The following is a 25,658-nucleotide window of genomic DNA, read 5'->3' on the forward strand; positions in this document are numbered from 1 at the left end:
AATGATATTAAAGAGGATATTCTTCATAATATTAATGCAGCAGCTTGCATTAATGTATTGCAATGTAAAAGCTGAAAAAACGTGTTCCGAAATTGCGTACCTGCAAACTGACAGAACGGCTTACATTGCCGGTGAATCGGTTTTTTATAAACTGTATGTGTTGGATGAAGTTTCGAAAAAACGTTCGGAGCTCAGTAAGGTCGGCTACATTGTATTAAGAACAACTAATTCGGACGTGGCTTTAAAATTCCGGGTCAACATTCATGAAGGCATGGCTGATGGAAGTCTGGCATTACCTGACACATTGACATCGGGTGTATATCAAATTGTTGCTTTCACAAGTGCAATGAAGAATCTGGGTGATGACCATCTTTTTCATAAGGTGATAACAGTTGCCAATAGATTTGATAAAGCATTGGATTTTAAACTGATTCTATCAACATTGCAGGACACTGTTTCATCGCAGAAAAATTCTGAACTTAAGATTAGTACAGACAAGAGCATATATAATTGTGGTGAGAAAGTGACTGTCAATCTGGGTCGAACTAATTCGAAAGCAAACGTATCTGTTTCTGTTTTTGAAGAATCTAAAATACCTTCAATCTATAAATCGATTGCACAGGCTTTAAATGACTCATCGATTAGCCGGGACAAAAATCAGTTAACCGGCTATTATTCTCCCGAGTCTAAGGGTAAAATACTGAGAGGAAGTGTTGTTGATGCGAAAACAAAACAGAAAATCAAGAATGCAATAGTTTTATTGTCGTGTATAGATACCATTCCAAATTTAGAGTATGCAGTAACCAATTCCAATGGATTGTTTCAAATGCTGCTAGGTGAGTATTATAATGGCAAGGAATTGTTTCTGACAATTAAAAATATTCTTGAGAATCAGAATTGGGAAATAAGAACCGAAGATGAGTTTGCACAATCTGAAAAATGGAAACCATCATTAATGTCCTCAAATGCAAATATCAAAGAATTCATTGTAAAAAGTCAAAATCTGGTTTACATAAACAAATCCTATAAATTAGAGAAGAGTGTAAACTCAAAGCAACAAACCGAACCTAGAATAATTGTTCCAAGGTTTTATTATTGCCCGGTAATCACGGTATTGCCATCGGACTTTGTACCGTTAGACAGTTTTCCGGAAATAGCAGTAGAAATACTTCCACAAGTAAGGGTAATTAAAGAGAAAGGTAAATATCATGTTCAACTGGTTAATGAATTATCAAGAGGTCATCAAAACAATGATCCGGTAATTTTTCTTGATGGAGTATATCTGGATGATGTAAACAAAATAATTAAGCTGGGATCAGAAGAAATAAAAAAAATAGATATCATTACGTCGGAAAGAGCTTTTGGTGATTTGGTTTATTCCGGTGTTATATCCATTACCACCAAAACGAATGAGATGATTAATTCTAAGCCTGCATCTCATTCATTTCGGGTAAAGAATGACAATATAAATTCCGGGGCAAATCTTGTTCCTGATAATTCAGTGCCTGACAAGAATAGTCCTTTTCTCAGACAGTTGCTATATTGGAATCCAAATCTTGGGTTAAACTCAACCGCTGATACTAATTTTGAATTTTACACCTCAGACAATTCGGCAAAGTTTATTATAAAAGTTGAAGGTATTTCTGAAGATGGAACGCCTATTAGTGCCAGTTCTGCTATACAAGTTGAGAACCAAATTAATGTTACAGATAAATGAAACACTACATAAACATATTATTGCTGTTAGTTTGCATTACAGCAAATGCTCAGACCAATGTTATTCAGATAATTCCTGATATTGATTCAACTTTCAACTCTAAGTTGACAGGTGAATACTTCTATGAAAATACGCATTATATTGGCGAGCAGTTTTTCAATAAAGACTGGACGGAAGGGGATATTTTATTATCGAACGGCACAATGATTTACAAAAAGTCATTAAAATATAGTGGCTTGTTGGATGAACTTATATGGTTGAACTCACTGAATTATGGAAAATTTAAACTCGATAAATCATCTATTAGCGAATTCTGGCTGAAAAACATATCGGAGAATGATATTCACTTTAAACGAATTAATGCAAGTGATACAAGTGCTATTCGGAGATCAGATATCTTTGCTGAAGTAAAAGTTGAAGGTAAATTCTCATTGTATATTCAGCGCAAAGTGTCCGTGATTGGCTCTGAAAATGTAAGAAACGATAATACATTAACTAGTTATGATGATCTAAAGAACACCCCCAGGTATTATATTAAGCTTCCTTCTAATCAGTATTTAATGCTGACTAAGATACGACGCAGGGCATTTCTCAGACTATTTCCCGAAGACAAGAAAGCCATCAATAAACTTATCAAAGACAATCATTTGAAGATTAAGATTGAGTCTGACTTTGTAAAGTTGATTGAATTAATGAACCAATAAATGAGTCGCAGCGCAGAATGGCTTCAAACAGAAAACGGACTTACCTCGAGGCAAGTCCGTTTTCTGTTTGTTTATTCATATTCTATTTTAAATTACTACTAGCATCTGATGCTCCGGATAGTTGGCTAGCTTCATTTTTCTCACCGGTCAGAGATTTGCGATAGCGAAGACTTCGCCGAACTAACTTAATGCCGCCAAACTACGTTGAACAAGGGTGTGTTATAAGCCTTTTTTTTTCTCTTTAATATTGCGTTTCAGGTAATGATTTTTTAAAAAGTTCTATGTCTTCTGTAGAACAAATCTTCAAAACAACGTGAACATCGTCTTTCGAGTCAAATTTACAAATACCTTCAATAGTATAAGGGAATTTTTTCTTTTTATCTTTATAACAGAAATTCCATTCTACATCTTGTCCGAATAGTAAACCTTTTTTCTTTTCTACAATAACAGGTTCATCACTTTGATTATAAATGTAATTCGGGTGATTTCCTATATATACTAACATACTTGATTGTGGTTCACTAAAATGAACCAGTTTATTAAATACAAATACTCTAAAATCAGTACCGATATTTTTAGTGTAAATTAACCCAGTAGGTTTGTTGATAGAAATTTTCCGGTGTTGCGTTTTTATTTGAACTATTTCTGCTTTAGAATATAGTTGTTTACTTCCAGCTTGAATACTTTTAATTATCTCATTTGCTAATTTCTGATAGTTTCTTAAGTTATACCATGCATTACTGTTAATATCAAAGCTCAAATATAGAATTGTATTATCGCAATTCTTCACAAAAGCAGATTTTAGCCACAAATTTCCATTGTCATCGAGTTTGAGCTTATGTGGTTCAATTACATAAATACTTAAGTCTTTCTTTATAAAAATATTCTTTAAGCTATACTCTGAATTTCCCCAAGACTTAACTATTTTAGCGACATCAGCTTTCATGTTCATTGATGCTAAACAGTTGAAGTCGGTTACATTAAACATGAACGATTGTTTGTTCTTCTCAAATACTACATCTTGCTGATCTTCACACTCTATCTTCAATCCTTCTGGTAGTTTTACTTTTAATCTATTTCCGAGTATGCCAAATGACTCTTTAGTCGTATTTATTGGAAATACAGAATCAATTTCTGACTTTCCTAAATAAAGACTTTTCGAATCTACTGTATCACGAAGTAAGATTGTAAACTCTTTTATTTTGTCATGACCATATACAAATTTGAAATATTTAAATAATAACCGATTTATATAGATGTCGTTTGTGAAATAGGATGTAGGTAATGAATCAGGAATTTCTTCTTTCTTGTTAATACAAAATTCAATTCCCAAATCCCCATAATAAAACTTTATCTCATCTGATTTTTTGCTGAATCTCCAATGTGGAGTACCATAAATTTTTAGAAGATCATTAAATGTCATTGATTGAATATCAAATCCTTTTGATGTTTTTCCATAAAAGTTTCTATCAAAATTTATAAATTCAATTCGTCGTTTTTTATTATAGCATATGTGATAGAAGGAAATTCCAAGCTTTTCATAATAGTCTTCGATAGAGTAGTTATTATGGTTGATTTGCTTATAATCAGTTCCAAATAATTTGTATATTTCAGACTTTGTTGTTCTATACAAAACTATATTTTCAAAACCAATACCTTCTTTTACAATGATATGTTTTGTCTCTTTCTGATTGCACGAAGTCAGAATGAAAAATGAAAAAAGACACAATAAATAAAAATTATTTTTCATAGATTACTTTCTCTTTCGTACATTAATTTTCTATCCCGCATTTTTTTAAATGGCTTATAACAATTTATATCGGCACCTGCCCTTATACAAACTTTAGTTTTATAACTAATGGGGGGTTATTTATCTTTCACCGTCCAAAGTTAATAATTATTTTGGGGTTTAAGTGGTTTTATGTAAAAAAATGGTGGTTTACATTAAAAAAGTGAATAGTACACGAATCACTCCTCCGCTACACTCGTCCCTTTACATCACAGGAACTGCCCGAACCATTGCTGCCCGATATACGTTTCAGTAATCAGTGCTACCGGACGATACGTAAATCCCTGCTTCCGGTGATTGTCGGGCTCGGTAGAATACTGTATTTTTGCAACACAGAAAAAAGAAACAACCATGTCAACAACTGAAGAAAAATTATACCGGCAGGCCTATGCCTTAAGCCTGTTCACCATATTTTACAATGTAGCCGAAGGAATAATATCCATGCTTATGGGCTACGAAGACGAAACCCTGACCTTGTTTGGTTTCGGGGTCGATAGTTTTATCGAAGTGATGTCGGGCATAGGCATTGCCGTAATGATTTTGCGCATCAGGCAAAACCCCGACAGCCCCAAAAGCAACTTCGAAATAAAAGCCCTGAAAATAACGGGAACTGCATTTTATATGCTCTCGGTAGGTTTACTGGTGGGAATTATTACGAACCTTATCAACCATCATAAGCCTGAAACCACCCTGTGGGGCGTCATCATCTCGGTAGTGTCTATCGTGGTGATGGTATGGCTTATGAATGCTAAGAAAAAAGTCGGCAGGGGGCTAAATTCGGCAGCCATCATAGCCGATAGCAATTGCACCAAAGTGTGCGTTTACATGTCGCTGGTTCTGCTGGCTTCGAGCCTCATATACGAGTTCACCGGATTTGCCTATGCCGACGTGATAGGTACCGCCGGGCTGATCTATTTTTCCATATCCGAAGGGAAAGAAGCCTTCGAAAAAGCCAAAGGAAAAGCATGCGCCTGCGATAAATGCTGAGAGAAAGTGTGGTAGAATAAAACCCCTCCGCTGCGCTCGTCCCCTTGTATCAAGGGGACATCAGAGAAGTGCGGGATAGTTTACCATAAATAAATTTAGTGACTCCGAACAACCGCTCCAAGCGATTTGTTGGCTAAAGGAGTAAAAGAGCGTCAGCTAACCCGTCAATTTTCGATCACTGATGTTCTTCCCTTTCCTAAAGGGAAGTGCCCGTAAGGGCGAAGGGTTTATTCTTTATAAAAACCCCGCCGATGCGCTCGCTCTCTTACCGTAAGGGGACAAATGAGGTATTCGGGGAAATTTTGTGTCGTAATTTGTAGTTTAAATCCCCGCAAACTGCCGTTTGAAATCACAAAAAAACGCTTTGAATACTCAAAATGATCAATAATATAAATTGATTGTGTATGTTTGCATGCCAAAAAATCTAAGAACAGCATCAAGTGCATGTAACCAATGCAAAATCACACAAAAAAAACATCATTATGAATAGTCAATGAAAAAGCTGGAGACACCCATATTTAATTAAACCTAATTTTCAATTAGCATAAGATAATTCAGGATGACCCGGCAATTCAACACAAAGCGCACACTTATTACTACCCTTATTATTCTTACATTACTCCTGACCTGGTATATCAGTTATAGTACCGAGCAGGGAATGCGTAATGACTTTTTGATTCAAACCCAGATAGGAGCCAATTCAATAGACGCTAATCTGGTAAAAAAACTTACGGGTACTCCGGCCGATTTAAAATCGCCGGAATATCGCCAGCTCAAACAGCAGTTTGCCAACATAATAAAAGTGAACAAACAGCTGCATTTCGCCTATTTAATGGGCGTTAGACCTAACGGCAAAGTATTTTTCTACGTCGATGATAAGCCCGATGGAGACCGCGAGGGATCAGCTCCGGGAAGTCCCTACGACGAAGCCCCTAAAGAATTTAATGAAGTGATGCGAACCGGTGTCCCGGTTGTACAAGGCCCCTCGTCCGATAGTTGGGGTTCGTATGCCAGCGGTTGCGCCCCTGTAATCGACCCCAAAACGGGGAAAACAATAGCCATCTTTGCCATAGATTTTGCAACCGGTTCGTGGTACTGGGATATTGCGTTGCATTCTGCCCTGCCCGTCGGACTGGGAGTTGCGCTGATGTTGGTAGTCATATCTTTTTTTATTACGAAGCAAAACAGTATTTTGCTAAAGAAAAGCGAAGAAAGATACCGCTTTATGTTCGACAACAATCCCCAGCCCAATTGGATTTTCGATATGAAAACGCTGGCATTTCTGGAAGTAAACGAAGCTGCCATAAAACATTATGGTTACTCCCGGGAAGAATTCCTGTCCATGACATTACAAGATATTCGTCCACCTAAGGACTTACCTTTGCTGCTCAATGATATCAGACTGTCGTCCGTTAACGGACTTTATAAGGCCACTGAACGGAGGCATATCAAAAAAAACGGTGATTTAATATACGTTGCTATTGCTTCGCATACGGTCATCTTTAATGGTCGGAAATCAGCACACATTTTAGTACATGACATCACTGATCGTATACTGACAGAAGCAGAACTGATAAAAACCAAAAACGAACTGGAAAAACTTTATAACAATATGGATGAAGCTGTATTGTCGGTCGATCTGATCCATATGAAAACGCTTTATGCCTCCATTGCCAACCAAACCGTATTCGGACGTTCGCCGGCTGAGTTTTTAGACAATCCACGCTTGTGGTTTGATGTCATTCATGCCGAAGATAAACCCAAAGTAGAAACCGATTTTCTTGTGCTATACTCGGGCGAAAAACTTAATCATGAATACAGAATCATCCGCCCCAATGGAGATATTCGCTGGATTGAAGCCAAAATAAAACCAACCCTGGACGAAAACGGAAACCTAATCCAGATAGATGGTATAGCCTATGATATTACATACCGTAAAGAAATAGAAACCAAACTGCTGGAATCGGAGATAAATTTCCGTCGCTCTATTGCCGAATCACCTGTAGGCATACGTGTAGTTTCGGTAGCTGGAAAGACAGTTTATGCCAATAAAGCCTTCCTCGATATTTACGAATTCGACTCGTTGGAAGAATTTACAAGCACACCGGCAAAAAACCGCTACACCCCCGAAAGTTATATACAACATCTTCAAAGAAAGGAAAAAAGAAAAATTGGCATCGAAGAATCCGATTACGAAATAGGTATTATTTGCAAAAATGGGAATATACGGTATGTAAAAGTATCGTATAAAGAAATACTGTGGAATGGCACGATACATTTTCAGGTAGTAAACATAGACATCACCGAACTCCGTAAGTCAGAAGAACAGTTGCGCAAGTTTGCTTCCTATCTTCAGAATATCCGGGAAGAAGAAAAAGTGTCGATAGCCCGCGAAATACATGATGACCTGGGGCAGATATTAGTTGCTCTCAAAATAGACATGGGCATGCTGAAACAAAGAGTGTCTAAAACAAACGTATTTGATCAGTCCTCGGATATATTGCTCAAATTTGATGACATTGTTGATTTAATCAACAAAACAATCGTCACTACCCGAAGAATAATGAATGGCCTCCGGCCCGAGTTACTTGAAATGTATGGCTTCGTAGGAGCAACCAAAGATTATCTCCGCGAATTTGAAGACAGGCATCAAGTAAAATGCGAATTTGTTTCCAACGATTCAGATATTGAAATGACACCCCAACAATCACTGGCATTTTTCAGAATCTTTCAGGAAGCAATGAATAATGTAGCTAAACATGCCAAAGCAACATCGGTCAAAATACAACTTCAACATACGGACAATAAACTGAGCCTGGAAATTACCGATAACGGTGTAGGGCTTGATAAAGATAACCAAATCAGACCTGACTCTTACGGTATGATTGGAATGAAAGAACGGGTCATTTTGCTGGATGGCAAACTGGATATCATCAGTGCAACAGGTAAAGGCACTTGTGTTCGAATAGAAATACCTTATTACACTTGATTATTTTATCAAGTACACTTTTTTAGAGAATAGAGCGGAGTTTAAACTACCGCTCTTTTTTTTCTTTGAATCAAAACTTTTATCCTGCAGAATCATTATACAACTGGTAGATCATCTTTAAAACCAAACGCAATGAATAAGCAACGATCAATTGAACAAATTATACCGCCACCTCCTGCTCACATGGTGGGCGACGGATTCAGGGTACACAATTTTTTCCCCAGCACCGGAAGAATGAATATCCAACGCATGAGTCCGTTTTTTCTGCTCGATTATGGAGCTAAAATAGAATTTCCTCCTTCGGATACACCACGCGGTGTCGGAGTGCATCCCCATCGTGGTTTTGAAACGGTGACTATCGCCTACAAAGGGCGGGTGGCTCATCACGATAGCGCCGGAAATGCCGGAATAATCGGCGAAGGCGATGTGCAATGGATGACGGCTGCTTCGGGTATTCTCCACAAAGAGTATCACGAAGCTGAATGGAGTAAGGTCGGAGGCGAATTTCAAATGGTACAATTGTGGGTAAATCTGCCTGCCAAATTCAAAATGAGTAACCCTAAGTACCAACCGATTCGTCGCAGTGAATTCGGTCAATTCGCTTTGCCCGACGGCAACGGAGTTATTGAAATCATTGCCGGCAATTTCAACAATACAAATGGCCCGGCCACTTCCTTCACGCCCATCGAAATGTATAACGCCCGGCTGAAAAAAGGTGCGAAAGTTCATTTTTCGTTACCGCAAAATTACAATACAGGCTTTGTTATTATTGAAGGGTCGGTAACTGTCAATGAAAGATCTGTTGCAACCGATCATTTCGTATTGTTTGCCAACGATGGAACGGATATTTATGTAGAAGCTACTGAAGATGCTATCGTACTTGTCCTAAGCGGTGAACCGATACAGGAACCGATTGTACCTTACGGACCATTCGTTATGAATAGCAAACAGGAAATCGTCGAAGCTTATGACGATTGGAATAGCGGGAAATTCGGAGTTTTGGAAGATTGATATTTTATTTAGTTACGAGTTACAAGTTACAAAGCCGATTCGTATGAATATTACAGATATTGTAAATTAGAGTTATTTTATTTACATTTGCAAATAAAATAACTCTAATTATATGACTGAATCATCCTCTCCCCGCCTCCATGTGGTAGATGCACTCCGTGGCTTCGCCATAGTTTCGATTATGCTGCTGCATAATCTTGAACATTTCGATTTTTATTTTAAGCCCACCAACCTGCCCGGTTGGATTATTCCTATTGACAATGCCATATGGGACACCCTGTTTTTTCTTTTTAGCGGAAAGTCTTACGCTATATTCGCCCTGCTTTTCGGGCTTACATTTTTTATTCAGGACAACAATCAGCAGAAGAAAGGCAACGATTTCCGTGGACGTTTTGCGTGGAGGCTTTTGCTGCTGCTCGGTTTCGGGCTTATCAATTCTGCGTTCTATCAGGGCGACATACTCACCATATATGCGCTGCTAGGCTTTTCGCTTATACCTGTAGCACGCCTCAGCAATAAAACGGTGTTTTGGATAGCGTTGATACTAATGCTGCAACCCTTAGAGTGGTTCAACGTTATTGCAGGAATGATACATCCCGTGGCCAAACTCCCCGGCCAGGCTTCGTGGGCTTACTTCGACAAAGCTGCCGAATATGTACCCGGGCGGTCTTTAATCAATACACTGATAGGCAACTCCACCAACGGAAAAACAGCCGTACTCCTCTGGACATGGGAAGTCGGAAGAGTATTTCAGACAATGTCACTGTTTATGCTGGGCATGCTGGCCGGTCGCAAATACCTGTTCAGTACTTCCACACAAAGCACCCGTTTCTGGAAACTTACACTCATAAGCGCTGCGCTGGCGTTCATTCCCCTGTTTATCATCAAAAACGGAATCCCTGCCTGGATTTCCGTCCAATCTGTTACACGCCCACTAAGCACCATCGTCAGCACATGGTCCAATCTGGCATTTATGCTCGTGTTGGTTTCCGGTTTCTATCTCTTGTACGAAAAATTCGCCGGACGTGTACTCAACGTGTTCAGCGCATTCGGTAAAATGAGCATGTCAAACTACATTATGCAGTCCATCATTGGGTCATTTATCTATTATGGCTTCGGACTGGGGCTTTACCAGTACACCGGAGCTACCTACAGCCTGCTGATAGGTTTGCTGCTGGCTGTTTTGCAGGGAATTTTCAGCAGTTGGTGGATGAAAAACCATCGGCAGGGACCACTGGAAAGTATCTGGCATAAACTTACGTGGATTGGCTCCAATTAAAAACTTCATTTTTGCATACAACTTACATAAAAAGTCTATTTACACATAAATATTCGCTATTTTTTGAATAAACCTCCTCTTATTGCATAAAAGAGGAGGTTTATTTCATTTATCTGTCACATCCCGCTGAACAATTTATAAGTCCGCGTGTTTAAAAATTAGATTTACAGCTTTAAATTGCTTTTAAGCTTATTTTTCATTATATTTGCGATTGAAGTGATTACAATTTGATTAAAAATACAAAATTATGGTTTTTGACGAAGAAATGATTCAGCGTTTATACGCTTCCCTCCCCGAAAAAATTGCTCAGATTAAGAATAAACTACAACGGCCGCTCACGCTGACTGAGAAAATTCTCTATGCTCACCTGGCGGAAAACGAACCCATTGAAAATTACAATCGTGCCGTTGATTATGTCAATTTTTCGCCCGACAGAGTGGCTATGCAGGATGCTACCGCCCAGATGGCCTTGTTACAATTAATGAATTCCGGTCGTAAAACCGTGGCCGTACCTTCCACCGTGCATTGCGACCACCTTATTCAGGCACATATAAAAGCCGAAACTGACCTTAAAACAGCTAACGAAACCAACCGCGAAGTATACGATTTCCTTAGCGCAGTTTCCAATAAATTCGGAATCGGATTCTGGAAACCGGGTGCAGGTATCATTCATCAGGTGGTTTTCGAAAACTACGCTTTTCCCGGTGGAATGATGATTGGAACCGACTCACATACCGTCAATGCCGGCGGAATGGGCATGATAGCCATTGGAGTAGGCGGTGCCGATGCAGTGGATGTAATGGCAGGAATGCCCTGGGAGCTTAAAATGCCAAAAATCATAGGGGTTAAACTTACCGGAAAACTTTCGGGATGGGCTTCGCCTAAAGATGTTATTCTGAAACTGGCAGGTATACTGACAGTAAAAGGCGGTACAAACGCCATCATTGAGTATTTCGGCGAAGGAACTGCATCGATATCGGCTACCGGAAAAGGAACTATATGCAACATGGGTGCCGAAGTAGGTGCCACCACCTCAGTATTTCCGTTCGATGCAAAATCGGTGGAATACCTCAAAGCAACGGGCAGAAGTTCCGTGGCCGAACTGGCTCTGAAAAACGCTGATCATCTGCAAGCCGATGCCGAAGTAATTGCTAACCCCGAACAATATTACGACCGACTGATAGAAATCAACCTCAGCGAGCTCGAACCCTATATCAACGGTCCTTTCACACCGGATTTAGCTTATCCTATTTCGGAATTTGCCAAAGCGGTAAAAGAAAAAGGCTATCCGCAAAAAATGGAAGTCGGACTTATCGGTTCATGTACCAACTCATCATACGAAGACCTGACACGTGCGGCCTCGGTGGTAAAAAAAGCCAAAGAAGACGGACTACAAGTACAGGCTCAATTTATTATTAACCCCGGTTCAGAACAGGTACGCTACACCGCCGAACGCGATGGAGTGCTGGCCGAATTCGAATCGGTTGGCGGTATCGTTATGGCCAACGCCTGCGGACCCTGTATCGGTCAGTGGAAACGCGAAACCGACCAACCTGAACGCCCAAATTCCATCATCACCTCGTTCAACCGCAACTTTGCAAAACGTGCCGATGGCAACCCCAACACACACACCTTTATCGGTTCGCCGGAGGTGGTCGCCGCCCTCACCGTAGCCGGCGACTTGTGCTTTAACCCGCTTACCGACTCGCTTATAAACGCGAAAGGCGAAAAGGTGAAACTTACCGAACCATCAGGATACGAATTGCCAGCAAAAGGATATGCTGTAGAAGATGCCGGTTACATAGCTCCTGTAGCTGATGGAAGCAAGGTGGTAGTAAACATCAGTCCTGAATCCAAACGGTTACAGATACTACAACCCTTCACCGCATGGGATGGTAAAGATTTGATTGAACAACCGCTTCTGATCAAAGCCACCGGAAAATGTACCACTGACCACATATCGATGGCAGGTCCCTGGCTGAAATTCCGCGGACATCTGGATAATATTTCCGACAACATGCTTATAGGTGCTGTGAATGCCTTCAACAATAAAACGAATGCGGTGCTTGATCCTTCAACTGGCGAATATGTAGCCGTACCGGCCTTGGCACGCAAGTACAAAGCCCAGGGCATAGGCTCGGTGGTGGTAGCAGAGGAAAACTACGGCGAAGGCTCCAGCCGCGAACATGCAGCCATGGAACCACGCCACCTGAACGTAAAAGCCATTCTGGTAAAATCTTTTGCCCGCATACACGAAACAAACCTGAAAAAACAGGGCATGCTGGCACTTACTTTTGCCGACAAGAATGACTACGACAAAGTACGCGAAGACGACCGTATCAGTATCACCGGTCTGACCACCTTTGGCCCCGGTAAAAATCTTCAGATAGTGTTAACTCACTCCGATGGAACTACCGAAAGTTTCGAAGTATTACACACCTACAATCAGGCTCAAATTGACTGGTTTAGAGAAGGTAGCGCTTTAAATGCCATGCAAAAATAAAAAAACAAGAATTTGTGAGTCTTTAAAAAACAAAAATCATCAACAGCGTGTTAATGTAGTAATGAGAAGAAATAATAACAATATAAAACCTAAGGTCATGGAACAAGATTATTTAATTTATAAATTATCAGAGACGATAAAAACCACCAGCAGAATAGACAAAGAACTGTTCACCCAGTTCAATGTGAAGCGTGGTCTGCGTAACGAAGACCACTCCGGAGTATTAGTCGGACTTACCAAAGTGGGAGACGTAGTAGGATACGAAAAATTACCCGAAGGCGGACTGAAAGCTATTCCCGGAAAACTATACTATCGTGGTATCGACGTTGAAGATTTAGCTAGTGGCCTTGCAAAAGAAAACAGACTGGGATTTGAAGAAACAGCATTCCTGCTTCTTTCAGGTTATCTGCCAGATGCAGAAGAACTGATTACGTTCAAAAAAATCCTGTACAGTGCTATGCCGCTCAACCAAAAAGCGACGATGAACATCATCGATCTGGAAGGTCAGGACATTATGAATATATTAGCACGCAGCGTGTTGGAGCTTTATACCTTCGACCCTAATCCGGACGATATCTCACGCGATAATTTGATTCGCCAGTCTATTGAACTGATTGCAAAATTCCCAACTATTATTGCTTACGCTTACAATATTCTTCGCCACAGTCAACAAGGGCGCTCGTTACACATTCGCCACCCGAATGAGGATATGTCGTTGGCAGAAAATTTCCTTTACATGATGAAGGGGCCGAACAACTACACCGAACTGGATGTAAAGATTCTGGATTTAACCCTTATTCTTCATGCCGACCACGGTGGTGGTAACAACTCTACATTTACCGTACGTGTTACAAGTTCTTCGCAAACCGATACCTATTCATCTATCGCAGCTGGCATTGGTTCGCTGAAAGGTCCGCTACATGGTGGTGCAAACATCAAAGTGGTTCAAATGTTCGAACACCTGAAAACAGCCATAAAAGACTGGACAAATGTGAAGGAAATTGATGCTTACTTAAAGAAAATGCTTAACAAAGAAGCATACAACAAGAGTGGTCTCATTTACGGTATCGGTCATGCGGTATATACAATCTCCGATCCACGTGCACTAGTGCTCAAAGAAATGGCACGTCAAATGGCTGAAGAAAAAGGTCTGCAAAAAGAATTTGAGTTCCTGCAATTGCTTGACGAACGTTCAGTAAAAGCGTTCATGTCGTTCAAAGGTGATGATATCAACAAACAGGTTTGTACCAATGTCGATTTCTATTCCGGATTTGTGTATGACGCCATTGGTCTTCCAACCGAAGTATTTACTCCGCTTTTTGCAATGGCTCGTATCACCGGATGGACTGCTCACCGTATCGAAGAATTAAACTTTGCCAGCAAACGTATCATCCGCCCTGCTTACAAAAACGTAGGCGAAAAAAGACCATTTACACCCTTGAAGGATAGATAAGATAAATTAAAGGACAAAGGTCTAAAGTCAAAGGACAAAAGTCCACAGTCTTTAGACCTTTGAATTATGCCAAAGTGTATGAGAAACTTTGAAGAACTAAGAGTATGGCAAGATGCTCGTTTATTGGTGAATGACATTTACAAAATGACTGCAACTTGTAAAGATTATGGTTTCAAAGATCAAATACAAAGAGCTGCTGTTTCTATAATGAATAATATCGCAGAAGGATCTGAATCTGGTTCTGACCCATTATTTGTTCGTTATTTAAAAATTGCAAAAGCAAGTTGTGGCGAAGTAAGAAGTATGCTCTTTCTCTGTGAAGATTTGCATTATTGCTCTGCAGACACAGCCATTAGTCTTAAAAACAGAGCAATATTGATTTCATCATCCATCCAGAAACTAATTGAATATTTAAACAAGTCAAATAATCAGGAATCAAAATCTTAGACTTTTGACTTTAGACTCAAGACTACAGTACATGAAAGAAAAAATTAAAGTAACAAAACCGGTCGTTGAACTTGACGGCGATGAGATGACCCGCATAATCTGGGCATTTATTAAAGAACAACTTATCCTCCCTTACCTCGATCTGGATATCAAGTATTACGATTTGGGAATTGAAAATCGCGATTTGACCAACGATGAAGTAACCATTGAAGCAGCCAACGCTATCAATAAATACAATGTTGGAATTAAGTGTGCCACTATTACACCCGACGAAGCGCGTGTTGAAGAATTCGGTCTGAAAAAAATGTGGAAATCGCCTAACGGAACTCTCCGCAACATCATTGGTGGAACCGTTTTCCGTGAACCGATTATTTGCAACAACGTGCCGCGTTACGTGCAAGGCTGGACTAAACCTATCGTTATCGGTCGTCATGCATTTGGTGACCAGTACAAAGCCACCGATACAGTGATTAAAGGCAAAGGAACTCTGAAAATGACCTTTACCAATGAAGCTGGCGAAACCAAAGAATGGGAAGTGTATAACTTCAACGGCGATGGTGTAGCCATGACCATGTACAATACCGACGAATCAATCTACGGCTTTGCGCGCTCTTCTTTTCAGGTAGCGTTGGAGAAAAAGTGGCCATTGTATCTATCAACAAAAAACACCATTTTGAAAGCTTACGACGGACGCTTCAAAGACATTTTTCAGGAAGTGTACGAAAAAGAATTTCAGGCTGCATTTAAAGAGGCCGGAATTACATACGAGCACCGCCTGATTGATGACATGGTGGCTTCGTGCATGAAGTGGAACGGCGGATTTGTGTGGGCTTGTAAAAACTACGACGGTGATGTACAATCAGACACCGTGGCACAAGGATTCGGTTCGCTTGGATTAATGTCATCCGTACTTGTTACACCCGATGGAAAAACCGTAGAAGCCGAAGCAGCTCACGGAACAGTAACCCGACACTACCGTCAGCACCAACAGGGCAAGCAAACTTCGACTAACCCTATCGCTTCAATCTTTGCCTGGACTCGTGGACTCATGCACAGAGCTAAGCTGGACAACAATCCTGAATTGCAGAGCTTCTGCGAAAAACTGGAACAGGTATGTATTGAAACAGTTGAAGCCGGAGAAATGACCAAGGATTTGGCTATTCTGATTTACGGCGAAGGTGTTACCAACGCCAACTATCTGAGTACAGAAGGATTTTTAGCTGCACTTAAACGCAATCTGGATAAGAAACTGGCGTAAGAATTAAATCGCAGATAGAAACATAAAAGGAGCAACTGAATAGTTGCTCCTTTTATGTTTTCAAGAAAATCGTACTATCGTTCCGATTAACCTAAAAATCCTTTTAATAATTTACTTTTAGCATTGGGTCTCAATTTCCGAATCGCTTTTTCTTTGATTTGTCGCACGCGTTCACGTGTCAAACCAAATTCGTCGCCTATTTCTTCCAGTGTCATTTCCGCCACACCAATTCCAAAGAATTTTTTCACTATATCGCGTTCTCTGTCCGACAAAGTAAATGCCAGTACGCGCTCTATTTCTTTAGAAAGTGATTCGTTAATCAACACACGGTCTGCATTCGGAGAGTCATCGTTAATCATTACATCCAACAAGCTGTTGTCCTCGCCTTCCACAAACGGTGCATCCACAGAAATATGACGACCTGAAACTTTCATCGTGTCGGCAATTTTATCTACCGGAATATCCAGTACATCTGCCAATTCTTCGGGTGAAGGTTTACGCTCGTTTTCCTGCTCAAATTTGGAAAAAGCTTTGTTGATTTTGTTTAATGATCCTACCTGATTAAGCGGTAAACGAACAATACGTGACTGCTCAGCCAAAGCTTGTAAGATAGACTGACGAATCCACCAAACTGCATACGAAATAAACTTGAATCCACGTGTTTCATCGAATTTTTCGGCAGCTTTAATCAGTCCAAGATTGCCTTCATTGATTAAGTCCGGTAGACTGAGGCCTTGATTTTGGTACTGTTTTGCTACTGAAACAACAAAACGTAAGTTAGCACGTGTCAGTTTTTCCAACGCTATTCTATCACCTGCGCGGATTCGTTGAGCCAACTCAACTTCTTCTTCAACAGTAATAAGATCTTCGCGTCCTATCTCTTGGAGGTATTTGTCAAGAGATGCACTTTCACGATTCGTGATTGATTTGGTAATTTTTAATTGTCTCATTTTATTGATGAAAATTAGCTTGCAAAAGTAGCATTTTTTTTTGGTTTTACAAAACCGAAAAATCCAAAAGAATTATGACCTTTATTTCTATGCTAACAATTTATATTCAAGTAAGTTTATAAAACGGAAACGGTTTACCGAATTTGTATTCATATTAGCAAAAATAAACATCAGAGCACATCAAGTTGGTTTGAAATCGCCCCGAAACATTTGCTATTTTATCATTAACGCAACAGCGTTGAAATTGTTTCTGATTGTTGAAAAATAAAACACACAAACCCTTTTTAGCGGATTTGTGTGTTTTTCAGATCAATATTAAGCAACAGTTTATTCAGCTAAATCTATCGCCAGATACACCACCCTGCCGTTAGGATAAGCTCCTGCAATATACAGTGGTTTTTCTTTCTCTCCGTTATTCATCACATCTTCATAAGCTTCCTGAACATCTTCGGCCGAGCGTATGGTTTTATTATTTATCTTGAGGATAATAAATCCGGCTTTAATTCCCTGATCGGTCAGTTTTCCTTTGGAAAGTGATTTAATTTCAATACCATAATCCAGTCCCAGACGGTCTTTGGTCTTTGAATCCAATTCTTTAAATGTGGCTCCCAACACATCTTTACTGTTTTCCGATTTTACCACATTAAAGTTACCTTGCGTATTTTTAAGCTCCACTCTCAATTTTTCCTCTGAGTCGCCTCTCACAACAGTAACCGTTATTTTATCACCAGGGCGGTAACGAGCAACCTGTTCGCGCAACTCAGCTGATGATTTGACGGCTGTACCGTTCACGTTATTAATTACATCACCTACTTTTATTCCGGCGGCTTTTGCTGCACTCTGATCAGTTACCTCATCAACATAGGCACCCTCAAGAGTTTTCAGCTTCTTTTCTTTTGCCAGCTTACTGTCAATATCACCAATCTTAACTCCCAACAGCGCACGTTGCACCACTCCATATTGACGAATATCAGACACCACCTTTTGAACTATGCTTATCGGTACAGCAAATGCATAACCTGAATAAGCACCGGTTTGCGAAGCTATGGCTGCATTAATTCCAACCAACTCGCCTCGGGTGTTCACCAACGCACCTCCACTATTGCCCGGATTAACAGCTGCATCGGTCTGAATAAATGACTCAATTGCCATTTTAGTATTGATAATATTGATGTTACGCGCTTTGGCACTAACTATACCTGCCGTAACAGTAGATGTCAGATTAAACGGATTGCCTACTGCCAACACCCATTCACCTACCTTCAACTCATCAGAATTACCAAATGCAATGACTGGTAAATCCTTAGCATCTACTTTGATCAAAGCTATATCAGTATTAGGGTCGGTTCCTACCACTTTTGCTTTAAAGGTACGTTTATCATTCAGCGTAACTTCTATGTCGGTAGAACCTTCCACAACGTGATTGTTTGTAACGATATATCCATCATTCGATATAATCACGCCTGAACCTACGCCCTCTCTCATAGGAGGTTCATCGGTAGCTCCTCTCCTGGAGCGTGGGCTTTGTTGTGGTTGCCCGAAGAAATAATCAAAAAACGAATCATCAGGATATCCTCCGAATCGCTGAACCCTTATAGGACTTTTTGTCTTAACGTGAACCACCGCATGTATGCTTAATTCTGCAGCAACAGTGAAGTCGGTTTCCATTGCATTGGCTGCATGCGCAAATTTGGCATAAGTTACCGGCAGTTTATTTTCCTGAACTGTCAGGCTATCTCCTTTTTGTGAAACTAAATTTGTGGTCAGATTGGTTGCCACACTCACCGCAACGACTAAACCGAAAAAGCCGAGCGTTTTCATTCTTTTTGTTGCATTCATATTCATCTTTTTTAATTAATTATTTAATACATTTTACCTAGGGCTTTATAATTCAAACCCCTAATCTGTCTGCCATTTCTACAGCGAAAATATACAAAAGTTGTACCTCGCAATTAAACTCAAACAGATATTTGAATATAATTAACTTTCATTTTTTCGGGCTTAACGCGTATTAACGAAGAGGAATTTGTTCGTAAAAAAATCTGAAAATATTGAACAAAAAAAGCCACCCTTTTTGTCAGGTGGCTTTCTATAAAAGTCATATTTTTCCTCGTTGAGGTAATTGATCCAGCTTATTTTTTATAACCGTAAACCGCCAAATCACCCAGTTCTTCTTCGATACGAAGCAACTGGTTATACTTAGCCATACGATCGGAACGACTCAACGAACCTGTTTTGATTTGTCCCGAGTTCGTTGCTACAGCTATGTCGGCAATAGTAGCATCTTCAGTTTCACCCGAGCGGTGCGAAGTAACCGAGGTATAACCGGCACGGTGAGCCATTTCAATAGCATCCAATGTTTCGGACAAGGTTCCAATCTGATTTACTTTAATCAAAATTGAATTAGCACAACCTAAATCAATTCCTTTTCTCAGGTAATCAACATTGGTTACAAATAAGTCATCACCTACTAACTGGCATTTACTACCAATTTTGTCTGTAAGTAATTTCCATCCATCCCAGTCGCCCTCACTCATACCATCTTCTATCGAATCAATCGGATAATTAGAGATCAGTTCTGCGAGATAGTCAGCTTGCTCGGCCGAAGAGCGTTTCTTTCCATTAGGTCCTTCAAATTTAGAATAATCGTAAACTCCATCTTTGTAAAACTCGGATGAAGCGCAATCCAACCCGATAGTTACATCTGAACCCGGTTTGTAACCTGCATTTTTGACAGCCGTAAGAATTGATTCCAAAGCCTCTTCAGTTCCACCAGCCAGATTAGGAGCAAAACCACCCTCGTCACCTACGGCAGTGCTAAGACCTTTGTCGTGAAGCACTTTTTTCAATGAATGGAACACTTCAGCGCCCATACGAAGTCCTTCTTTAAACGATGTAGCACCAACAGGACGAATCATGAATTCCTGAAAAGCAATCGGGGCATCGGAGTGCGAACCACCGTTGATAATGTTCATCATAGGAACCGGCAATACAAAAGTATTGGTTCCTCCAATGTAACGATACAAAGGCAAATCGAGATAAGCCGCAGCAGCTTTGGCAACCGCCAGCGAAACTCCGAGAATAGCGTTGGCACCCAGGTTGGATTTTGTTTTTGTTCCATCCAGCTTAATCATAAGTTTATCGATAGCGCGTTGTTGCAATGCACTGATACCAACCAAAGCAGGTCCGAGAATCGTATTTACATTATCTACTGCTTTCTGAACACCTTTACCCAAATAACGTTTTTTGTCACCATCCCGAAGTTCAATGGCTTCATTTTCGCCGGTTGACGCTCCTGATGGAACTGCAGCACGACCGACAATGCCTGATTCAAGCAATACATCGACTTCTACAGTAGGATTTCCACGCGAGTCAAGTATTTCGCGGGCAACAATTTTTTCAATTTTACTCATGTTGTTTTTTAATTATGAAATTTGTTTTATGATGATTGATTTTATATCATTATTAACGCCTCCGAACGAAAAATGTTCGGGTAAAAGGACATAAAACAACACAAGACTCAGTTCCAAAAAAAGTAGTATTTTTGTATCAAATTAAAAACTATAATATGAAACGATTTATCCTTCCGGTCATCATATCTTTTACACTTTTATCGTGTGCTCAACTACAGCAGGTGGCCAACCAAATATCGACCTCACTGCCTTCAACAACAAGCAAAACAGTAACCAATACTGAAAATATTTCCGGTTTGAAAAGCTCTCTCAGTGTAGGGATAGAGCATGCTGTATCTAATCTTGGAGTAGAAGATGGATTTTATAAAAATGCTGCCGTCAAACTATTATTACCTCCGGAAGCGCAAACCATTGTTGATAATGCAAAACTAATTCCGGGTGGTCAGGCTTTGGTTGACAAGGCTATCCTTTCGCTCAACCGCTCTGCCGAAGATGCTGTAAAAGAAGCAACACCTATTTTCAAAACAGCTATCACAAGTATGACCATTACTGATGCTATGGGAATTTTGTTTGGAAATAATAATGCCGCAACAGAATATCTTAAAAAGACCACCTACTCGCAACTGAGAGCTGCATTTGCTCCCAAAATAAAAGCATCTCTCGACAAACCCTTGGTTGCAAACGTGTCAACAACCAAAACATGGAACTCACTTACATCGGGATATAATACAGTTGCAGGGAGCACAGTTGGTTCGATTTCAGGATTGAAGAAGGTGAATGTCAATCTGGAAAACTACGTTACCGAGAAAGCACTTGACGCCCTGTTTATGAAAGTTGCTGCCGAAGAAAGTGCCATCCGCACCAATCCTGCCGCGCGTGTAAACGATTTATTGAAAAGGGTTTTCGGGCAGTTGGATAAGAAATAAACAGCACTCCGCAAATTATACCCGATAAGGTATAATCGAGTCCAAATAAAACCATATTATACCCGAAAGGGTGTAATAAAATAGAACAAAGTCTTGTTCCCCTTTAGGCTTCGGCGTGAGCTCAGTCGAACGGGGTCAGGGGTTGTATCCTCACTCAAACTCCACCACCGTAACACCGGCACCACCAAACTGGATATGTTCGTCGCGATAGGTCCGAATGCCGTGGGTGGTTCCAAGATACTGACGAATCATCTGGCGTAACGCTCCGGTACCCGTTCCGTGCAAAATACGAACCGATGCCACACCTACCATCACGGCATCGTCGATAAAATACATCACAGCCTGCAACGCTTCGTCGCCACGCATACCGCGCACATCTATTTCCGACTGAAACGTGAGTTTGCGCTGACGAACTTCGTCGGTAGCCGTGCTGCCCAACGATTCGTATTTACGTGCTTCCTTCTTTAACTGATTATTGCTGATAGCTTCCAGCTGGTTCAGCTTCACTGTCGACTTCAGATTACCAAAAGCCACCAATGCCTGCTTGTCCTGCATTTCAATAATAGTTCCGGTAGCCGTTTGTCCTTTCATACGAACGTTGGAACCTATTTTGAGGGTTTCGTGTTCAGCATTTGAGGTAGGGACAGGTCGTGACCTGTCCTTATGAATTGGTTTTGGAATTTGGACAGGTCGCGACCTGTCCCTACCCGTTTCCGGTTCGTTTCCAATTTTCTTTTTAAAATCATCCAACTCCTTTCGCACCGCTTGTGTTCGAACCTTTTCGGCTTCGGCTTCTTTTATCTGCCGTATGGTGTTTTCAATCTTCGCATTGGCTTCATTCAACAGATTTTTGGCTTCATCTTTCGCTTTGTTCGTAATTTCCTTACGCTGCTTATCAATGCCGGCCATCTCTTCTTCGTACTTAGCCAGTGTCTCTTCCAACCGCTTCTCTTTCTGACGAATTTGCTGGCGTTTGTTTTCCCAATAGCGTTTGTCGCGAACAATATCCTGCAAATGCTTGTCGTAATCCAGGTGCTCCGCTCCCACTTTCTCGGCAGCTTCGGCAATCAGGTCTTCGGGCAAACCGATCTTACGGGCAATCTCTACGGCAAATGAGCTCCCCGGATTACCAATGCTCAGTTGGAAAAGCGGTTGTAGGTGCTGACGGTCGTAGAGCATAGCTCCGTTTACAATACCTTCGGCATCTTCGGCGTAATGTTTCAGGTTGGTATAGTGCGTGGTTATCACCCCAAAAGCCAGGTTTTGGTTGAATCGTTCCAGCGTGGCTTCGGCAATGGCTCCACCAATCATAGGCTCTGTTCCCGTTCCAAATTCATCAATCAACAGCAAGGTTTTAGGATTGCTGTTTTTGATAAAAAACTTCATGTTCAGCAAATGTGAACTGTAAGTAGAAAGATCATTTTCGATAGATTGTTCGTCGCCAATATCAATAAACAGCCGTTCGTAAATACCGGCTCGACTACTATCGTGCAACGGCACCAGCAATCCGCACTGAAGCATGTATTGCAGCAGCACCACTGTTTTCAGGCACACCGATTTACCGCCGGCGTTCGGACCCGAGATAAGCAGAATGCGTTGTTTCTCATTCAGCGTAATATCCAGCGGTACAATTTCTTTTCCTTGTTTTTTGAGCGAAAGGAACAATAAAGGATGAATGGCTTTCGCCCATTCCAACTGACAACAATCGTCGACCCGTGGTTTAATAGCCTTGATATCTAAACCAAAAAGAGCCTTGGCACGCAGAAAATCAATCTGACCCAGAAAATATTGTGAAGAGAAAATAGATTCGGTATACGGACGAACAAAGTTGGTAAAGTCTACCAGAATGCGCATTACCTCCCGACGCTCCTCCCCTTCCAGTTCCCTGACGCGATTGTTGGCCTCTACTACTTGCTGAGGTTCTATGAAAACCGTTTTTCCGGTGGCCGATTCATCGTGCACAATACCGTTTACCTTGCGCTTAAAAGCCGGCGAAACGGGAATCACCAACCGACCCTCGCGCATGGTAGGTGCCACATCTTTTTCCACATATCCATCGGCCTGCGCCTGACGCAGAATGGAATTAAGCGTACGTGAAATGCCACTTTGCACCTGAAAAATATCTTTTCGTATACGGGCTAGCTCGGGCGAAGCATTGTCCTTTATCTTTCCGAATTTATTCAGGATGGCATCAATCCTATTGACAATCAAAGGAAAAGTTTCAACTTCACTCACCAACTCATGCAAATGCGGATACACTTCCGCTTCGTGCTTGGTCAGAAAAGCAACCAACAAGCGGACAGCTTCCAATGCACGCCGAAGATCAAAGACCTCCAGCTCATCAAGAAACAGCCCCTCCACCCTGATGCGCGACAAAGCCGGACGCACATCGTAAAAGTCACCGATAGGCAGTTCGTCGGCATTGGTAGTGAGCACACGCAGCATCTCGTCGGTCTGACTAAGCAAGCGCATCACATCGGCATAGTCCGACGAAAATTGGATTTCATCTACTTTCTCTTCACCCAAGGTACTCACGCATTTGTCTTTCAACAATTGGCGAATGGTGGTAAAAGCTATTTTTTGTTCGAAATGATCTGGATAAAGCATTTTTTTAGTTGACAGTTGAAAATTGATAGTTGACAGTTAAGGTTTGTATGTGGTTAATGGTTTTGATTCGTTGAATAGTCCGTAGGACTTATATATCCATAGAATAAACAAATTTGCATATTTATTGTCCGTAGGACATTCACAGTTTAGTCTATTTATCCCCTGCGGGGAATTCGTTGTATCTGTTTTTCATTTTCTATTGATATATATTCCCTACGGGAAATAACTCATTGTAATTACAAACGTGAGACTCTTATTTTTTCGTTTTTTGAGAGCATCACGATTTTTAGGCTCTTATTTTTTCGTCATTTGCTAACATTTCAAAAGTTTTAGGCTTAAAAATTCGTCATTCTTTGACATTATAAAAGTTTTAGGCTCAAAAATCCGTCGTTTGCTAACACAATAAAAATTTCAGGCCTATTTTTTTGTCATTTGCTAACAATATAAAAGTTTTGGTCTTGAAAATTCGTCATTCTTTGACAATATAAATGTTTTAGACTCAAAAATCCGTCGTTTGCTAACAGTTCGAAAGTTTAGAGCTCAATTAAGGCTCATTCGCCTTTAATTGATTTTCGCGCGCTGATTCTTCACGGTACTTTTCGTATTGCTTCAATATAAAATGATCGTAATCCAAACCGGGATATTCCTGCATATTTTCTTTAATCAGATAGCGGTTTAATTCTTTACAATCATCAAAATAATCATCCCAACTCATCCCCACTAAGATATCGTAATGTAACCATTGATCGGGAGTAAGCGTCTCGGTCTGTTCACCAAAATATTGAAGCACCAGCATATATACTACATTCAGGAATTCATCTCTCTCCTGGTTCAGTTCTTTTAATCCTATCAAATCCTCCTGATACGACTCTTCAACAACCTGTTCGTATATTCTCAACTGTTCGGCGTTGAGCTGCAATTTGTCGTATTCAATCACCGTTTTATGTGCCTCGTAAGGTTTAGTGTATAACTCCACATATTGGTCATAATCATCAAATCCTTCCTTAAAGTCTTTTCCTTTCTCCACTTTCTCGAAAAAATTCACCAATCGCATGGACAAAGTATTGGCATCTCCTTCCATAGCTTCGAATACCCAGTTTACATGCCAGATGTGAATATAAGGCTTTATTCCGGGATATTGCTTTTCGAACAATTCTTTCAGTTTTTCCTTCAGTGCAGCCGCCAATGGAAATTGCAACAAAACAAACTTGCTGTATAATTCCATATATTTCCCTATTGAGTCCATTAGTCTATCCAGATCAACACCCAATTGTTCACGTAATCTTTCTTTCGATTCGTCTTTTTCGTCTTCTTCAGGAATATGCTCTTCCATTGTTGTTCTTTTTTATTATTAAACAGAATAGAATTAAGTAGTTTCCAATATTTAATGATCTGTTTCTATCACAATAGCACACATAGAAATAATGAGGGAAAAAGACTTAGGTCACATAGTAAAAGTATCTGACGATACTTTTGCTCAGTCTGAAATTATCCCGGTATTCGGGATAATACTATGTGCTCTTAGTCTTATATCTTCTAGTTGAAACTAGTGTGAACTAGTGTGGCAAAAAACATTGCAAATAATTATCATCTACTTAAGTACACTATGAATTTTAAACAGAACC

18 protein-coding genes are annotated in these 25,658 nt (G+C 40.5%); 11 read left to right on the forward strand and 7 right to left on the reverse strand.

All coding sequences use genetic code 11. The features are described 5' to 3' along the window. The first annotated feature begins 1 nt into the window (after position 1). Complete coding sequence (locus tag PALPR_RS05130) at positions 2–1,717, forward strand: hypothetical protein (RefSeq protein WP_013444552.1); 1,716 nt, start codon at positions 2–4, stop codon at positions 1,715–1,717. After that, on the forward strand, positions 1,714–2,421 hold the full coding sequence (locus PALPR_RS05135; protein WP_013444553.1) for a calponin homology domain-containing protein: 708 nt from the start codon (positions 1,714–1,716) through the stop codon (positions 2,419–2,421). Before PALPR_RS05130 ends, PALPR_RS05135 begins: the two co-directional genes overlap by 4 nt. Before the next feature lie 241 nt (positions 2,422–2,662). On the opposite strand, the gene PALPR_RS05140 is transcribed toward PALPR_RS05135, so the two are convergent. Then, positions 2,663–4,171 (reverse strand): hypothetical protein, encoded by a 1,509-nt coding sequence (locus PALPR_RS05140; protein ID WP_013444554.1) that lies wholly within the window; start codon positions 4,169–4,171, stop codon positions 2,663–2,665. A 248-nt stretch (positions 4,172–4,419) separates the two neighbouring features. Continuing rightward, positions 4,420–4,563: a hypothetical protein gene (locus PALPR_RS15900; protein WP_171805023.1), complete on the reverse strand. Its 144-nt coding sequence runs from the start codon at positions 4,561–4,563 to the stop codon at positions 4,420–4,422. Here PALPR_RS15900 and PALPR_RS05145 point away from each other — a divergent pair. The 8 genes from PALPR_RS05145 to PALPR_RS05180 all read left to right on the forward strand — a co-directional run bounded on the left by PALPR_RS05145 (position 4,562) and on the right by PALPR_RS05180 (position 16,137). Then, positions 4,562–5,197 carry a cation efflux transmembrane domain-containing protein gene (locus tag PALPR_RS05145; RefSeq protein ID WP_013444555.1) on the forward strand — a complete coding sequence of 212 codons (636 nt, stop codon included), beginning with the start codon at positions 4,562–4,564 and terminating at the stop codon, positions 5,195–5,197. The genes PALPR_RS15900 and PALPR_RS05145 overlap by 2 nt on opposite strands. A gap of 559 nt (positions 5,198–5,756) precedes the next feature. Next, positions 5,757–8,186 carry a PAS domain-containing sensor histidine kinase gene (locus tag PALPR_RS15315; RefSeq protein ID WP_013444556.1) on the forward strand — a complete coding sequence of 810 codons (2,430 nt, stop codon included), beginning with the start codon at positions 5,757–5,759 and terminating at the stop codon, positions 8,184–8,186. 132 nt (positions 8,187–8,318) lie between these two features. Further along, positions 8,319–9,197 carry a pirin family protein gene (locus PALPR_RS05155; RefSeq protein WP_013444557.1) on the forward strand — a complete coding sequence of 293 codons (879 nt, stop codon included), beginning with the start codon at positions 8,319–8,321 and terminating at the stop codon, positions 9,195–9,197. Between the two features lie 112 nt (positions 9,198–9,309). Next, complete coding sequence (locus PALPR_RS05160; RefSeq protein WP_013444558.1) at positions 9,310–10,476, forward strand: DUF418 domain-containing protein; 1,167 nt, start codon at positions 9,310–9,312, stop codon at positions 10,474–10,476. Positions 10,477–10,723: 247 nt separating this feature from the next. After that, positions 10,724–12,979 carry an aconitate hydratase gene (locus PALPR_RS05165; RefSeq protein WP_013444559.1) on the forward strand — a complete coding sequence of 752 codons (2,256 nt, stop codon included), beginning with the start codon at positions 10,724–10,726 and terminating at the stop codon, positions 12,977–12,979. A gap of 97 nt (positions 12,980–13,076) precedes the next feature. After that, entirely contained in the window at positions 13,077–14,432 is a 1,356-nt protein-coding gene (locus tag PALPR_RS05170; RefSeq protein WP_013444560.1) for a citrate synthase, read from the forward strand. Positions 14,433–14,510: 78 nt separating this feature from the next. Beyond that, positions 14,511–14,879, forward strand: a complete 369-nt coding sequence (locus tag PALPR_RS05175) for a four helix bundle protein (protein WP_013444561.1) — start codon at positions 14,511–14,513, stop codon at positions 14,877–14,879. A 31-nt stretch (positions 14,880–14,910) separates the two neighbouring features. Further along, positions 14,911–16,137 carry an NADP-dependent isocitrate dehydrogenase gene (locus PALPR_RS05180; protein WP_041620265.1) on the forward strand — a complete coding sequence of 409 codons (1,227 nt, stop codon included), beginning with the start codon at positions 14,911–14,913 and terminating at the stop codon, positions 16,135–16,137. Between the two features lie 86 nt (positions 16,138–16,223). Here the strand turns inward: PALPR_RS05180 and PALPR_RS05185 are convergent, their stop codons facing one another. The 3 genes from PALPR_RS05185 to eno all read right to left on the reverse strand — a co-directional run bounded on the left by PALPR_RS05185 (position 16,224) and on the right by eno (position 20,500). After that, on the reverse strand, positions 16,224–17,087 hold the full coding sequence (locus tag PALPR_RS05185) for a sigma-70 family RNA polymerase sigma factor (RefSeq protein WP_013444563.1): 864 nt from the start codon (positions 17,085–17,087) through the stop codon (positions 16,224–16,226). Between the two features lie 327 nt (positions 17,088–17,414). Then, positions 17,415–18,926 (reverse strand): Do family serine endopeptidase, encoded by a 1,512-nt coding sequence (locus PALPR_RS05195; protein ID WP_013444564.1) that lies wholly within the window; start codon positions 18,924–18,926, stop codon positions 17,415–17,417. A gap of 293 nt (positions 18,927–19,219) precedes the next feature. After that, positions 19,220–20,500 (reverse strand): phosphopyruvate hydratase, encoded by a 1,281-nt coding sequence (gene eno / locus PALPR_RS05200; RefSeq protein WP_013444565.1) that lies wholly within the window; start codon positions 20,498–20,500, stop codon positions 19,220–19,222. A 155-nt stretch (positions 20,501–20,655) separates the two neighbouring features. Here eno and PALPR_RS05205 point away from each other — a divergent pair, with 155 nt between their 5' ends. Next, on the forward strand, positions 20,656–21,426 hold the full coding sequence (locus tag PALPR_RS05205) for a DUF4197 domain-containing protein (protein ID WP_013444566.1): 771 nt from the start codon (positions 20,656–20,658) through the stop codon (positions 21,424–21,426). Between the two features lie 150 nt (positions 21,427–21,576). Here PALPR_RS05205 and PALPR_RS05210 read toward each other — a convergent pair whose 3' ends face one another. Beyond that, a complete protein-coding gene (locus tag PALPR_RS05210) occupies positions 21,577–24,033 on the reverse strand; it encodes an endonuclease MutS2 (RefSeq protein WP_013444567.1) in 2,457 nt (818 codons plus the stop codon). A 544-nt stretch (positions 24,034–24,577) separates the two neighbouring features. After that, entirely contained in the window at positions 24,578–25,366 is a 789-nt protein-coding gene (locus PALPR_RS05215) for a hypothetical protein (protein ID WP_013444568.1), read from the reverse strand. Positions 25,367–25,658: the final 292 nt, after the last annotated feature.

It is taken from the genome of Paludibacter propionicigenes WB4 (assembly GCF_000183135.1).
Lineage (GTDB): Bacteria > Bacteroidota > Bacteroidia > Bacteroidales > Paludibacteraceae > Paludibacter > Paludibacter propionicigenes.